Genomic DNA, 14,010 nt, shown 5'->3' on the forward strand with positions numbered 1-14,010 from the left:
AAACTCCTTCCCGCAAAAAAGCACCCAGGATCCAATCTTATAGCATATCCATGCCGTACCTGCGATTGAATCCCGGATGCTTTGAATCATTTATCCGGTGATAAATGAAAGCAAATTCTTTTTACAGAATTATATATGGGAAAGATTTCATTGTCAATATCAGCTGTTTCTTTTTCTCGCTGCAAGAATCAGCACGCCCAGCCCGGCCAGCGCCGCCGCCAGCAGGATTCCGAAAAAGATGCCTCTGTTTGTATCTCCGGTCTTCGGTGTACTGCCGGAGGACTCTGTTGTGGTGGTTTTTTTCGGATGCTTCGGTGTCGTGGGTTTTACCTTTGGCTTGTCCGGTTTTCTGGTGATCTTATGCGTATTTGTTACCGTATATCCTTTGGCACTGCTGCCGGTAATGGATGCGTGATAACCGTCCACTGCATCTTCTGTCACCGTATACTCTATTTTCTTACCGTTTGCATGAATATCCAGATCCGTAAAACTGCCGGTCCACTTGTTGTCGCTGTTCAGCACAAGTGTCTTTCCGGTGTCTTTTCCATCTGCCAGCAGATGAATCGTTACCTGCTCCGGACGGATCTTATCCACATCATTTTTGTCATTCCAGGATTTCGATACACTGACACTCGTCTTGCCCGGCGTATGGGTATTGGTCACATCATACCCGTCATACGCGGTGCTGTAGTCCGCCACTGCATCTTCTGTCACAGAATATACAATTGCAGTTCCGTTTTCATATTTCGGCAGCTGACGGAAGGACCATGCCCAGTCATCGGATGCCGTTACCTGTCTGCTCTGCACTTCTTTTCCGTTGGCCAGCAGACGGATGGTAATGCTTTCCGGTCTTGTGCCGTCCTGATTGTCGTTATCCTTCCATGTCTTTGTCCCGCTGATTTCCGTCGTCTCCGGTGTGTGCGTATTGGTGATCGTTCCATCACCGGGCACCGATGCATGGTCTGCCTCATACCCTGCCACGGAATCCTCTTTCACGGTGTACGCAATCGCAGTTCCGTTCTGATTCTTCGTCAGATTCCGGAATGTTACGGTATAGGTATCATCTCCATGATCCACAACCACCGGCGTCACATTTTTCACTTCTGTGTCACCCTTCATCAGGTGTACTTTCGCGGCATATTCTTCTGCCGTCGGACGGATGCCATCCTGGTTGCCCGCATCCGCCCACGTCTTGGTAATGCTGATGTCCGTCGTCTCCGGCGTGTGCGTATTTGTGATCGTCTCACCATTGGCAGCGCTTGTTTGGTCTGCCGTATAGCCGTCGATGGATTCTTCCGCGATTTTATAATCTGCCTTTGTGCCGTTCACATATTCCGGAAGATCACGGTAGGAAATGGTATAGGTATCATCTCCGTTGTCTGTGACAGCCGGTGTATATCCGCTCACTTCCCCGGTGCCGTTCATCAATTTTACCTTCGAAGCAAATGCTTCCTCGCTCGGACGGATGCCATCCTGATTCTGGCTGTCGTCCCATTTTTTTGTAATTGAAATATCGATTTTCAGCTTTTTGTCCGTTACCGTCTGAATCGCTCCGCCGCTTGCGTTCACTGCAAGTGTATACTCCTGCTGATTCAGTTCATACCCTGCAGGCGCCTCTTTTTCCTTTACTTTATAAGTACCTGAAGTGAGGGCTCCCGAAGTGACGGTACCGTCGGCGCCGGTTGTAAGCTCAAAGGTACTGCCGTCCGGACGGGTGACTGTAAAAACTGCATTGGCCAGTACCAGGCTGGAATCCTCTGCGTCCACTTTGATCAGTTTGATTTTATTTGCCAGCGAACCTGTACCGGAACCGCCGGATTCCGCAGTCTGATGAGTAGCACTGACTGTCTTGCTCTGCTCTGTGGAAGTCAGGGACATATTGTTACGCAATACGGTGCCTGCGGTATAGGTCGTCCGATAACGCAGCCGATACTGTTCTCCGTGTACATCACCCAGATTTAATGTAAAGGATCTGCCATCTGCCGCGATCTGAAGCTTTCCGCTCAGGTCTACAGCGCCATAGGTAGCAGAAACCGCTCCATAACTGTCCATCTCCACACGATTCAGCACAAAGCTGTCGGCGATATACGTCTCTGCACCGGTTCCTTCTGACAGGTGATCGGTAATTACCGCATTACTCAGGGTAGCCTTCTGATGGTTGATCCGGATATACCATTCTGCCTGACTTTTGTCCGGAGCTGACTGTCCCCATTTTCCAAGAATTTCCGGCTGAAGCTCCGTCGGTCCCGTAATGGAGACGGTTACGGACGTTACCTGTCCGTTGACACTTACCTGAAAGGTATTATCTTCTCCGGTTTTAATCTGTTCCTTGTCAAACCGGGCCGCAAGGCGAATCGAACCTTTTACGCCTTCTTTTCCTTCCACCCAGTCGGTAAAGGTCACGCGTACGGTTCCGCCCTTGTTGTCTGCCCCCGGCGTCACATGGGCTTTTCCGATTACAGTGGTGCCATCCGGGCCGTAAATATCAAAGTCTGCTGCGGTACTGTCTGACGGAAATACCATCTCATTCGGCAGCGTCAGGTCAAAATAGTCCCCTGCGTGCAGATTCGCCCCGTTTGCGCTTGCATCCCAGTCCATGGCAAGATAAAACGTATCGGTCTGATAAACCTTGTTCGTTTCCTGACCGCTCACATTCTGAATCTTCAGATCGGTGACTGCCGCCTGGACGGCTTTCGCTTCTTTCGGCGCAGGTGCCCGGAGCAAACGGCTGTCTGACGCGCTCTGCACCGAAAATTCTGAAAAATGCGCCGCCTTGGTTTTGATTTTTACCGACTGTCCTGCAGTGATTGTATTTCCGATCACCTCTGATGTCCCGTCATCACTGATATGATAGGCTGTCAGACGGGTCTGGCGGTCTCCGTGCTGGATCAGTCCGGAATCCGCCGCGATTGAAAAATCAACGGAAACCGGATGGCCTTCCTTGGGCTGCACCTCTTTGCCCTCTTTATTTCTGAATGTAATGTCGAATGTCACGTTTCTTTGTGACGATGCCGTCAGCGTGATCGTCACATCCGTTCCTTCGGAAAAACTGCCTTTCGGAGCCTTTGCATAGACGGTTACGCCATTATTGGTTTTTGTTCCGGTAATCGGCTCCTGATTGTAAGTAACAGCAGTTTTCTCTTCTGTTTTTTCGGTATCCGTCTGCTGTGCATCCGTCTTTTTCACGGCATCCTGCTCCGAGGAATCCGCGTTTTCGGAAGCGGATTTTTTATTGTCCGAGGCGGCTTCTGACTTTTTATCCTCTGACTCTTTATTCTCTGATTTATTGCCCTCTGCCGTCGTGTCCTTTTCATCTGCTTCTTTCACAGTTTCTTTTTTCTCATCTCTGACTGTTTTCTTTTCTTCTGCGGAAGAAGCATCCTCTTTTTTCTTCTGCACCTGCTCAGCCGATGCTTTGGCGTCTTCCTTTTTGGTCTTCGCCTCTGTACCCTTCTGCTCTACGGCTGCTTTTTCTTCCGACGCAGCGCCCGCATCTGCAGATGCCGTCTGCTCCGCGGAATTCTGCGCGCTTTCCGCAAACACACTTGGCGCTCCCATGCTGACCAGCATGATGACGGCAAGCAGAATCCCCAGAAATCTCTTTGCCTTTTTCATTTTCATACATGTTCCTCCTGTTTCCTGTTTATTTTATCTCCAAGCCAAAAAATAACACATTTCTTTATATATATAATATTAAAGTACAAATAATAAATTCAATATAAATATTTCACTCTAAAGAAACAGTTATAGCCTTTTGTTTATGTTAGCATTAAAATGGAGCAAAAACATATCCTTTTGTCCGTTATTATGTATACACGACGTTGATTCCTGAAAACCTGTGGGTTCAGTCTGTGATCTGCAAAAAACTTTCTATGCTATTCCCGTCGCAGACACATACGCCTCGGATCATGAAAGCAAATCATCAGAGACATTTCGCATGTTACCGCCAATTTTTCTCCACTCAGCGCAAACTGCGGGACAGAACGGCAAAAAATCAGTATACTTAACTCAAAAAGAAGGGAGGATTCCTGCCTATGAAAGCTGAAATCAAAATCCAGCAGTGTCCGGAACCATATGCCGTGATCTATACGGAGCAGATCACCGATGAAGTACAGCGGATTCTGAACTATATGAGAGAAAACGCCGGTACCCTGATCGGCATGGCAGAGGAAAAACGTTATGTCATCACCGCGGAACAGATTGTCAAAGTCACGGTTCAGAAGGAACATACCTATCTGCATACTGCGTCGGGAAAATTTCTTACCGGCAAACGACTGTACGAAATCAAAGATATGCTTGGCAATGCCTTCGTACAGATTTCAAAATCCGTCCTTGTGCGGATTTCCGCATGTGAAAGTATGGAATCTGATTTTGGAGGAATGATGATTCTCCACCTGAAAGACGGCGGGAAAGAATATGTATCCCGGCATTATCTTCCGGAATTCAAAAAAAGTATCGGGTTGTAAATGAATGGAGGTGTCAGATATGATGAAAAAAGCAGCGAAATCCTGCTTTATGGGAATTGCGATTGCATTAATGATCTTCTCTCTGGTGGGCGTGGTCTTTGATCAGATTTACGGCGGATACATTCTGCTTCACCACCAGTACACAAAAATGTTTCTCGGCGCGCTGATTGTGGGCGCCGGTTTCGGGCTGCCTTCCTGCATCTATGAAAACGAACGGATCCCTTACCCCCTTCAGGTGATCTTTCACATGGGAATCGGCTGCGCTGTCATGCTCATTACCGGTTTTTCCGTTGGATGGTTTCCCACAGCTGCAGGCATTGGTCCCGTAATTCTTACCATAGTCGGGGAAATCGGTGTATCCTTTGTCTTATGGATCTGCTTTACAGCCCATTACAAAAAAGAAGCCCGGTCGATCAGCCGGAAGCTTCGGTCCGGGAAATTATAGCAAGAGTATAAACTTCTGGCGGAGGAAAAAACAGCCTCCGCCAGAAAATGGCTAGACAACCGAGAAATACTTTCCTCTTTCTCCGAGTGTTCAGATCTTCCCGTATGCCGCAAGAATATTCAGTAATTTTTTCTGTATGTCTTTTACGGACTGAAACCCTTCTTTTTCAAGCGTTTGGACCGCTGATTCCAGTGCTTGCAAAAAGGTTTCCCGGAGACGATCATATTCCCGCCTGATGATTGAGGGGCTCATCCCTATTTCATGTGCCGCACGCACAAATGTCTCCCTGTCTATCTTCTTCCAATCCTTCTCACCGGCAATATATACAGACATTTCCATCGTGCTTTGCGGATATATTACAGTACTTAATATATCATATGCCGGTGCCAGTTCCGCTGTACGAAGATCCGGACTGTATAAAAGCGAAACATTTTTTACGTGATTATCTGTATTTCCAATCAGTACATCAAAAATCAAAATATCAAGCAGTGCCAGCTGATCCTGCAGCGGATTTGGTGACACATTTCGCACTAAGCGAAACATTTTCTGCAGGTATTTTCCTCCGGCTTTTTCATATTTTTCTTCCGAACTGACTCCGAGTGCCTGCGCAAAGTCTTCCTGGTGAAGACGCAGCGGACACGGCAGATCTCCGATTTTATGCACTGACTGCCCCAGTTTCCGATCATAGCGTTTGGTTGCAAGAAGAATATCCGCTTCTCCATAATCACCGGTGTTCACGATAAAACTATCTGCTGTGCGTATTCCCATTCGCGCTGCCGTCTCAAGCGCAAGTCTTTCATTTTCAACAATGTTTGACAGGCGGATATGACTCTGTTTCACAATATGCGTACTGGGTGCCATTCCATATGGCTGATACCAGGTTCCGTTTCTCTCATCCAAATAAAGCCCTGCCTTGCCTGACGCACCAGTCAGAGACAGATGAGACGCAATCAGAAGCTGTGTTGATTTCGTTGCGCCTTCTGCAGCAAGTGCTTTCACTTCATCGATTGAAAGTTTTCGATATGAACTGTCGGCAATCTCAGAGTTCTCATGATCCTCGTCTTCGATTCGAAGCGCCCCCAGGCATTCTTTTCCAAGGCCTGCCAGTATCGTCAGATAGTCCTGTTCATCCGCATGCATCCATCCCGCCACGCTTTTTCTGGAAAATCCTTCCGGCAGCAACCCCTCAAAAAAACACCTTGTCTGCTGTACGCTAAATGGCTCTGCCTTTTTCGATGATACGCGCAGGTTCTGAGAAATTGCCTGACCGCCCTTTTCCAGATATGCAGAATCATAGCAAAAAACCGCATCCGCACTTGATGTCCCGGTGATGGCGCCAGCGAGCTGCTGCCTGCCGTTAATTTCCACATACACCTTTAACCGCATCTACTCCGCTTCCCCTCTTACTTCCATCCGAAGGTCCATCCCCAAAAGCATGGTTACCATAATTGCTTTTTCCAGCTCAATTGTCTTCTTCCCATTTTCCAGATCCGAAAGAAAGCTGACGCTCAGCCCTGTAAACTCTGAAATATATGCCTGGGTGTATCCAAGCTGTTTTCGACGCGTGCGGATTGCTTCGCCAAATGTTTTTGCATCAGTGATTTTCATCGACACCCCCGTGCACGCTTAGCCGTGCGGCTTATTTTAGTTAGATTCTGTTGTTTTTTAGCCGTACGACTCATTTTGATTGACCTCTGCTGCTTTTTAGCCGTACGGCTCATATTTGCTGTTTGCCATCCGTTTTTAGCCGTACGGCTAAATTTTGTCTGATTCCATCGTATCTTAGCCGTACGAAGAAGTCAAGAGTTTCCATCTTCTGTTTCAGTCCTTGGATTCCCTATGATCTTTCTTACGCTTCATGTATTTTAAAATGATTTTTCCCAGTTTCTCACTGTGTACCACATAGCTTCTGTGGGATTCTCCGGGAAGAATCATTTTCTCGGCATGGGGAATCATTGCCGCTATTTCATCGGTTTCTTCCTGTTTGATCAGGTCATGCCTTCCCGCGATAATCAGTGTATCTGCCTGGATACTCCGCAGTTCCTGATCTGTAATGTCCGGTTCCCGCAGCAGCAGCTGCCGCAGCGGATCCCGCCGGAAGAAATTGTAAACACGCAGCGGCAGCTGAAAAAACTGCCTGAGTCCCTCCGGCCGGCGGTTCGCGCCGCAGGCAACCAATGTGGTGATCCGTTTTGTCATCGCAGCCGCAAGGAGTCCGATAATCCCTCCGTCAGAGAATCCCACATAGGTCACATCATCCAGGCCCTTTTCCTGCAGAAACAGAACCATGTCTTCCGCCATTTCCCGATAATGGTACTCCTCTACGCTGCTGCTCCTGCCATGTCCCCGGGAATCAATCAGATAGCAGGTAAAATGTTCCTTCAGCAGATGTACCGTTCGGTCAAATACCCGGTGATCCTCTCCATTGCCATGCACCAGAAGCATGGGTCTGCCCTGTCCGATTACCCGATAGAAAAATGTCAGTCCATTGAGACGGATCTGTTTCAAACGGCTCATCCTTTCTCTGTTCTGTGTTCCCTTTGTTTTTCTCTGCGTTTTTCTGCTTTCTCAACTTTCTCTGCACGCCGCATTTCCAGAAAAGCCTGCACGTAGTCTCGAAACCCATGAGAATCCAGTACAGCAAATGCCGCCTCATCCATCCACAGGGACAGGTGCTTCGGCCGGCAGACAATGTAGATGCTCTTCCACTCCGGATTGTATTTGTCCTTCGCCTGCTGCAGGGACTCAAATCCGTACATGTAGTTCATATGGGTATAAACATACTGTTCCGCCCGTTCGGAAAAGTCCGCGCGGGGATGATCCGTCGTATGGTAGAACGGAGCCGCGCCGAGGCTTGCCTGTTCCGCGCCTTCCTGTTTCAGCTGCGCCATGATGTCATGGAACAGAAGCTCCATCACACCGTGGGGACAGCCTTCTCTGCGCCGCATAATGTCAATGATCCATGCTTTTCCGGAACGGTATGGATTGAGCACATTGATTCCCTGAATGACGCCTGCGCTGTCCACCGCATAAAAATAGCGTTTGTCACACTGCCGGTCCAGCATCAGGCTGCCTACGGCAAACTGAAGACGGGCAGTATGCTTCTCCTTCAGCCACTGATCCGTAATCTCGAAAAACTGTTTCTCGATCTCCGGATTTCGTTCCTCCCAAGGTCGGTATTCTCTGACTGTCAGGCCTTTGTGCACTGCCGTATGCCAGGAAGAACGCACTTTTGCGCATTTTCCGCCGGCCATGGACCAGGTCTGCACATCAAATACGGCTTCCTCCCCGCTCTTGTGACAGCCGAATCCCGCATCCCGGTATTCTTCCAGGTGTTTTTCCATGGTCATGAGAAACACGATCCGGTATCGGCGCTTTGCCGCAAACTGCCGAAGCTGCGCCAGAAACGCTCCAAAATGCTCATCCGCGCAGACCGGGTCGCCGCAGATTACCATGGTATGACCGGAAACCGCGTAACTGGCCACTCCTTCAAATCCTTCCGGGAAAAACCACTGTTTGTCCGGTTCCAGAGAAAGGTAGGCCAGCGAATTCTCCCCGAATTTTCGCAGATAGTCCCGTGCCCGGTTCCACTGCTGCGCACGGACGCTTTCCATATCTTCCTTGTTCTGTTTCATGCGATTGCCTTCTTTCTGTCAGCCGTCCGGTTTTCTCCGCATCAGGCCGTTTCTTTTTCGATCGCTTGATGAAGATCCCGCACTACATCGCCCACATAGAACTGTTTCAGATCTTCTTCGAACTTTTTCTGTGCTTCCGCAAGCTTGCTGTCCAAAGCAGCATGAATGTTTCTTCCCACCGGGCAATTAATATTGATGCCGTCATGAAAATTAAACAGTTCTTCCTTATTGGTCTCTACGGCTTCATACACATCATAAAATGTCATTTCATCCAGCGGCCGCGCAATGGTAATGCCGCCCGGCCCCCGCTTGACCTCAATGAGTCCCGCGTCACGCAGCGATCCCATAATATTCCGGATAATCACCGGATTGCTGCCGATACTGGAAGCGAGAAGATCACTGGTGACTTTGTGGTCTTTTCCGAAGTATTCCGCCGCGGCCAGGATATGGATCGCAATGGTGAATTTTGTTGAAACCTGCATATATGGCATATCTCCTTTTTTGTTGTCAATATTTACTTTACATTTAACAATTATACCCCCAGTTTCGGTAAATTGCAAGACAGGCTGCACCGGTAAAAAAACAGGGGATTCCCACATGTACGGAATTCCCCTGTTTTCTCTGCCGCTGCTATTCCCAAACTACATCTGCCGGCTTGCGCGGCACCGTCCGCTGGTAATGCACTGCCGGATACCCGATAACCAGCACCGCTTCCACATGGTACTTCTCGCGGATCTTCAGTCTGGCTCGCAGTTCTTCCGAGCTTTCAATGGCAAATCTGGAAAATCCGCTGTACAGCATGCCCAGCCCCATGGAGTAGATCATGGTTTCCATATGTGCCGCGGCAATCCCTGCATCCAGCGTATCGTCCGATGAGATTACAATCACGGTACCGGCTCCGAAAAAGATACGATCCTTTCCGCTGCTGTGATAATCCTTATGCATATCCAGCCACAGATCCGTATAGAAAGAAGCCCGGTGTCCTGCTGCCAGCATTTCCTCGCCTTTCCGTCCCAGCTGATCAATCAGCAGTCCGCGCATCTCCGGTATGCTGTCCTGAATAACGGTATAGGCCATACGCTGGCGGTTTCCGCCGGTAGGAGAAAACCGTCCGGCTTCCAGAATCTGTTCCACCTGTTCCTTCGTTACCGGCTGATCGGTAAAACGGCGGATGCTGCGCCGCGCCTTCAGATGATTCAGATACGTCTCCGGATCAATCGCCGTATGAATCTGCTTAAGATCCAGCACTTCCGCCGAATCATAATTCAGCAGCGTCACGGCATCCGTCGGACAGACCGCCACACAGTGCCCGCAGTCAAAACACTTCTCATTCCTCGGGACTGCCTTTCCATCAATCAGATCAATATCCACCGGGAAGCAGTCTCTGACACACTGGCCGCAGCCAATACATTTCTCATTGTTGATTTCTATCATCTGTTTTCCTTTCCAAGCACGAATGCGCTTCTTCTATATTTTTTCCAGGAAGAACTTCAGAAGGGGATTTGCATCCCGTTCCGGGTAAACAATCTCCAGTTTTTCTCTGTATGCCCCTGTATCAAAAGGCACATAGGAGAGGCTGATATTGATCTGCGGTTTATAGATATCAAATTCCGGAACGACTGCAATGCCGACCCCAGCCGCAACAAATATCAATATTGTCTCAATGTCATCCAGCGTGGCAACCACACGCTTCAGATTCTCTTCACTCAGATACGGACGGGGCGTCACTTCCATACTCTCCGGTACCGTCAGATGAAAATCATGAAGAATCAGCTTCTCATCCTGCAGATCCTGTTGGGTCACACGGCGCAGCCGCGCAAAGTAATGTCCCTGCGGAACAGCCACAAAAAACGGATATTCTCCAATCGTCTCCTGCCTGCTTCCGGGGTAACGCAGCAGCCGGTTTTTCACATTAAAAATCATATCATACCGGCCGTTCAGATAGTCATCATGCAGCTGGATGGCATTGTCCCGGTTCAGTTCCATACGGATTCCCGGATAATCCTCCCGGAATTCCTGGACAGTCCTCGGAAAATGCGACAACTCCATACTCTGCAGATATCCGATCCGCAGCTTTCCGTTCATCCCGTCCCGTGCCGCGTGCACTTTGCTGACTGCCTCCCTGCTTTTCGCTACAATCAGTTTTGCTTCCGGAACCAGCGTCTCTCCTGCCGGCGTCAGACGGATCCGGTTGTTGCTGCGCAGAAACAGATCTGTGTCAAATTCATTTTCCAGCGCACGGATCTGCTGTGTCACTGCCGACTGTGAAATAAAGAACTGACGGGCAGTTTTTGTAAAGCTTAAGGTATGTGCCGCTGTAAGGAAATATTCCAGCTGTCGTATTGTCATGGTATGTTCTCCCACTGTCTGTTCCTGATGGCCGCCCCTGCTGCCACTTCTGACATCCGTTCCTGATGACCGCTCCCGGCGGCCTGTGCCTGGCGGCTGCTCCAAATGGCCGGATTTATTATAACACACGCATCGTTATTTTTTCATAATTTTTTCTTATTGAACGCAAAAAAATCCCTGTTTGAACTCGCAACTTTTCCACACTATAATAAGTTTATCTGTTGATAGCGGTACCAAATCATCACAGATTCATTTTAAAGGAGGATTTCATTTTTATGACGCATTTACCCCTCATAAAAAAATATATTTATTTTATCATCGGGCTTTTTGTGAATTCTCTCGGTGTTGCGTTTATTACCGATGCAAGTCTGGGCACATCTCCGATCTCAAGTATCCCTTATGTACTCAGCCTAAAGTTTTCGCTGACCCTTGGACAATTTACCATCATTTTCAGTCTGTTTCTGGTTGCCCTGCAGATCGTGCTGCTCAGGAAAAATTTTCAGCTGATCCAGCTGCTCCAGATTCCAGTATCGATCCTGTTTGGCTATTTCATTGATTTTTCCATGAAATATCTGCTTTTCTGGCTGAATCCACAGGCATATCCGGTAAAAATCATCAGCCTTCTGATCGGCTGTATCATTCTGGCCTTTGGAGTATCCATGGAATTTACCGCCAATGTCATCATGCTGCCCGGTGAAGGCACTGCCACTGCACTGCATCTGATTACCGGAAAAGAGTCCAGCAGCGTAAAAATCATTGTGGACGTGAGTATGATGGCGGGCGCGCTTCTTTTATCACTGGCACTGTTCCATCAGGTCAACGGCGTGCGGGAAGGCACGGTGATCTCTGCCTTAATCGTCGGCTTCATTGCCCGGCTTTTCTGTAAGCTGGTCGGTCCGGCTGCGGAAAAATGGTTCTATTCTTCTGACCGCCAGACGGCTGCCGCAATTGACGGACACGCCTTTGAACACTAAGCAGCCATGCACACCACCCAACTACTATCCGAAGGAGTCTCAAATATTATGAAAAAGAAAAAAGAACACAACCTGCTGATCTATCAATCCGTCGTAATCATCGCCGCTGCAATTTTCATTGCCCTGGTACCATCTCTGCTGGTCTGGACGTTCCACATCCTGGATCTGGACCCGGCCGTTATCATCGGTCTTATCTGCTGCTATGGATTTGCAGCGCTTGCTCTGCGCGCAGGCCTTGGTTTTCTGATGCAGGCCCGCTCGGAAGATCTGGCACATACTTCCGGCAAGCTTGCGCATGAAGGAAAATAAAGGCCGGAAAGAAAGCAGCAGAACTTTGTTCCACGGATGGATACATACGGATACCTACGAATGGATACGCACGCATAAAGAAATTTCTGCGGGGCTGCCCGGAAAAAAAGATCCAAAGATCCCAAAACCTGATTTGTTTTACAGGTTTTGGGATCTTTTTGCTGTTCCGACAGCGATCACTTATGATTTTTTCTGCCCTTATTTTTTGCCGTCTGCAGCTTTTCCGCTCTTTTTTCTTTTGCTTCCAGACGAATTTCGCTTCCTTTTTCTTTTACCTGCTGAAGCATTTCGGTTCCTTTTTCCTTTGCCTTCCGAAGATTTTCCGGTCCTTTTTCCTTTGCTTCCAGAAGTTTTCCGGTTCCCTGTTTCAGCCAGCTGCTGGTATGCTGCGCAAGTTTTTCCGGGCCATCTCCCACTGCGTCTTCTGCTGTTCCAAGCATGTTTATCATTTTTTGATACAGCGGGTTCAGCTTGGAGATCCCGGCTCCTGCAGCCAGTGTGGAGATCGTCTTTCCGATGTTTTTTTCTTCCAGCGACTGTTCCAGATTCCGGCCAATGGTCTGGAATACTTTGTCATGTCCCTTCTCCGCCTGAACGATCGCCTTATCAATTGCCGCTTCCCCGGGATTGACGAGTTCCGATTCCTCTTCTACCGCAATGATCTGTCCTCTTTCTTTTAATTCTTTTAGCAAGTCATTGGGTGTACATTCCTCCGGCGGTGTTTTGATGTCTATACAGCCGGACGCCTTTAAAACTGCGGACACAAACTGCGAACAGTAATATTTATCCTCATCCGGATTCTCGTTGGGAAGATTTAACAGCCGCAGAGACACCCCCAGTTTCGCATACTGGTACTTTTCTTTCTGCTCCACCATCTCGGCGATAATTTCATGCAGTTTCTGCCCTGCTTCCTCCGGAACCTCTATGATATAGCGGCGCATCTGTCTGGGGCGTTTTTTCAGTGAAGTCCGATACTCCTTTTTTAATCCTTTAAAATTGAAACTGTAATAATATTCCGCGTCTCTCTCCAGGCCGAGAGATGCGTGGGTAAACCCGCCGCCGTCTGCCAGATACGTCATATTTGAAAAAAATGTCAGGTCCCGCGAAAGGCAAACCACGATTTGCATATTCTGTCCCTCCAGTATCACTCACACATTCCTGCCGATCGATCACTCTACGCCGTCATCTCCATTACTCGATTCAGTCATGAATCTCTTCGGCATCTGTCTTCCAATCTTTATCGGGCTCCGTTACCCGATTCAGTCACGAACCGCTTCGGTCTGTGTCTGCAGTTCTTCCCGGATCTGCGCAATCAGTCCCCGATCCGCCGGCAGCCATTCCACGGAATCCAGCGTATCCTTTGTGAGCCATCGCGCTTCCTGTGCTTCCAGCAACTCCAGTCTGCCGCTGACGATCCTGCACCAGAAGCAGTCCATGGACAGATGAAACGTCGGATAATCATACTCTACGACTGCAATACGGTCTCCGACCGCAATTTCCGTATCCAGTTCCTCCCGGATTTCCCGGATCAGCGCTTCTTTCGGTGTTTCTCCCGGTTCAATCTTTCCGCCCGGGAATTCCCAGCCACCCTGAAATTCGCCATAGCCGCGGGCTGTGGCAAATATTCTGTCTTCTTTCCGAATCACTGCCGCGACGACCCGGACATATTTGAGCGGTTTCCCATCGGCGGGAATCACCACCCGCTTTCCGATATCGATTCCTGTTTTCGCAAGATACTGTTCGGAAAGTTCCAGGCGAAGCTCTGCTACATCCGTATTCTCCGTTTCTTCCGCATCCAGATAAACATATGCATGCGGTCCGTCCGGCGGACA

At 48.9% G+C, this 14,010-nt stretch carries 14 protein-coding genes; 4 read left to right on the forward strand and 10 right to left on the reverse strand.

Annotation, left to right across the window (positions count from 1 at the left end):
• Positions 1–159 precede the first annotated feature (159 nt).
• A complete protein-coding gene (locus CXIVA_RS12905) occupies positions 160–3,621 on the reverse strand; it encodes a Cna B-type domain-containing protein (RefSeq protein ID WP_013978489.1) in 3,462 nt (1,153 codons plus the stop codon).
• A 413-nt stretch (positions 3,622–4,034) separates the two neighbouring features.
• Here CXIVA_RS12905 and CXIVA_RS12910 point away from each other — a divergent pair, with 413 nt between their 5' ends.
• Complete coding sequence (locus CXIVA_RS12910) at positions 4,035–4,466, forward strand: LytTR family DNA-binding domain-containing protein (protein ID WP_013978490.1); 432 nt, start codon at positions 4,035–4,037, stop codon at positions 4,464–4,466.
• Between the two features lie 19 nt (positions 4,467–4,485).
• Positions 4,486–4,911 (forward strand): DUF3021 domain-containing protein, encoded by a 426-nt coding sequence (locus tag CXIVA_RS12915; protein ID WP_013978491.1) that lies wholly within the window; start codon positions 4,486–4,488, stop codon positions 4,909–4,911.
• A 90-nt stretch (positions 4,912–5,001) separates the two neighbouring features.
• On the opposite strand, the gene CXIVA_RS12920 is transcribed toward CXIVA_RS12915, so the two are convergent.
• From CXIVA_RS12920 to CXIVA_RS13595, 7 genes are all read right to left on the reverse strand, one after another.
• Entirely contained in the window at positions 5,002–6,297 is a 1,296-nt protein-coding gene (locus CXIVA_RS12920) for a HipA domain-containing protein (RefSeq protein ID WP_013978492.1), read from the reverse strand.
• On the reverse strand, positions 6,298–6,519 hold the full coding sequence (locus CXIVA_RS12925) for a helix-turn-helix domain-containing protein (RefSeq protein WP_013978493.1): 222 nt from the start codon (positions 6,517–6,519) through the stop codon (positions 6,298–6,300). It abuts the gene before it with no gap.
• 213 nt (positions 6,520–6,732) lie between these two features.
• On the reverse strand, positions 6,733–7,419 hold the full coding sequence (locus CXIVA_RS12930; protein WP_013978494.1) for an alpha/beta fold hydrolase: 687 nt from the start codon (positions 7,417–7,419) through the stop codon (positions 6,733–6,735).
• A 5-nt stretch (positions 7,420–7,424) separates the two neighbouring features.
• Entirely contained in the window at positions 7,425–8,546 is a 1,122-nt protein-coding gene (locus CXIVA_RS12935; protein WP_013978495.1) for a DUF2156 domain-containing protein, read from the reverse strand.
• Positions 8,547–8,587: 41 nt separating this feature from the next.
• Positions 8,588–9,028 carry an Rrf2 family transcriptional regulator gene (locus tag CXIVA_RS12940; RefSeq protein ID WP_013978496.1) on the reverse strand — a complete coding sequence of 147 codons (441 nt, stop codon included), beginning with the start codon at positions 9,026–9,028 and terminating at the stop codon, positions 8,588–8,590.
• 148 nt (positions 9,029–9,176) lie between these two features.
• Complete coding sequence (locus CXIVA_RS12945; RefSeq protein ID WP_013978497.1) at positions 9,177–9,980, reverse strand: nitroreductase family protein; 804 nt, start codon at positions 9,978–9,980, stop codon at positions 9,177–9,179.
• Positions 9,981–10,013: 33 nt separating this feature from the next.
• The gene (locus CXIVA_RS13595) at positions 10,014–10,895 is read right to left on the reverse strand and encodes a LysR family transcriptional regulator (protein ID WP_013978498.1); all 882 of its coding nucleotides are present in this window, start codon (positions 10,893–10,895) and stop codon (positions 10,014–10,016) included.
• A gap of 275 nt (positions 10,896–11,170) precedes the next feature.
• Here CXIVA_RS13595 and CXIVA_RS12955 point away from each other — a divergent pair, with 275 nt between their 5' ends.
• Both CXIVA_RS12955 and CXIVA_RS12960 read left to right on the forward strand, forming a co-directional pair.
• Positions 11,171–11,869 (forward strand): DUF6198 family protein, encoded by a 699-nt coding sequence (locus tag CXIVA_RS12955; protein WP_013978499.1) that lies wholly within the window; start codon positions 11,171–11,173, stop codon positions 11,867–11,869.
• A 48-nt stretch (positions 11,870–11,917) separates the two neighbouring features.
• The gene (locus CXIVA_RS12960) at positions 11,918–12,178 is read left to right on the forward strand and encodes a hypothetical protein (protein ID WP_013978500.1); all 261 of its coding nucleotides are present in this window, start codon (positions 11,918–11,920) and stop codon (positions 12,176–12,178) included.
• Positions 12,179–12,354: 176 nt separating this feature from the next.
• On the opposite strand, the gene CXIVA_RS13600 is transcribed toward CXIVA_RS12960, so the two are convergent.
• Positions 12,355–13,305 carry a hypothetical protein gene (locus tag CXIVA_RS13600; protein WP_013978501.1) on the reverse strand — a complete coding sequence of 317 codons (951 nt, stop codon included), beginning with the start codon at positions 13,303–13,305 and terminating at the stop codon, positions 12,355–12,357.
• Positions 13,306–13,437: 132 nt separating this feature from the next.
• Positions 13,438–13,872: a (deoxy)nucleoside triphosphate pyrophosphohydrolase gene (locus CXIVA_RS12970; RefSeq protein ID WP_041729217.1), complete on the reverse strand. Its 435-nt coding sequence runs from the start codon at positions 13,870–13,872 to the stop codon at positions 13,438–13,440.
• Positions 13,873–14,010 lie beyond the last annotated feature (138 nt).

The sequence above is a fragment of the Clostridium sp. SY8519 genome, assembly GCF_000270305.1.
GTDB lineage: Bacteria > Bacillota > Clostridia > Lachnospirales > Lachnospiraceae > SY8519.

Excerpts from the sequence above, each read along its gene's own strand:
- CXIVA_RS12905 (WP_013978489.1), bottom strand. The coding sequence starts at position 3,621 with ATGAAAATGAAAAAGGCAAAGAGATTTCTGGGGATTCTGCTTGCCGTC.
- CXIVA_RS12910 (WP_013978490.1), top strand. The coding sequence starts at position 4,035 with ATGAAAGCTGAAATCAAAATCCAGCAGTGTCCGGAACCATATGCCGTG.
- CXIVA_RS12915 (WP_013978491.1), top strand. The coding sequence starts at position 4,486 with ATGATGAAAAAAGCAGCGAAATCCTGCTTTATGGGAATTGCGATTGCA.
- CXIVA_RS12920 (WP_013978492.1), bottom strand. The coding sequence starts at position 6,297 with ATGCGGTTAAAGGTGTATGTGGAAATTAACGGCAGGCAGCAGCTCGCT.
- CXIVA_RS12925 (WP_013978493.1), bottom strand. The coding sequence starts at position 6,519 with ATGAAAATCACTGATGCAAAAACATTTGGCGAAGCAATCCGCACGCGT.
- CXIVA_RS12935 (WP_013978495.1), bottom strand. The coding sequence starts at position 8,546 with ATGAAACAGAACAAGGAAGATATGGAAAGCGTCCGTGCGCAGCAGTGG.
- CXIVA_RS12940 (WP_013978496.1), bottom strand. The coding sequence starts at position 9,028 with ATGCAGGTTTCAACAAAATTCACCATTGCGATCCATATCCTGGCCGCG.
- CXIVA_RS12945 (WP_013978497.1), bottom strand. The coding sequence starts at position 9,980 with ATGATAGAAATCAACAATGAGAAATGTATTGGCTGCGGCCAGTGTGTC.
- CXIVA_RS13595 (WP_013978498.1), bottom strand. The coding sequence starts at position 10,895 with ATGACAATACGACAGCTGGAATATTTCCTTACAGCGGCACATACCTTA.
- CXIVA_RS12955 (WP_013978499.1), top strand. The coding sequence starts at position 11,171 with ATGACGCATTTACCCCTCATAAAAAAATATATTTATTTTATCATCGGG.
- CXIVA_RS12960 (WP_013978500.1), top strand. The coding sequence starts at position 11,918 with ATGAAAAAGAAAAAAGAACACAACCTGCTGATCTATCAATCCGTCGTA.
- CXIVA_RS13600 (WP_013978501.1), bottom strand. The coding sequence starts at position 13,305 with ATGCAAATCGTGGTTTGCCTTTCGCGGGACCTGACATTTTTTTCAAAT.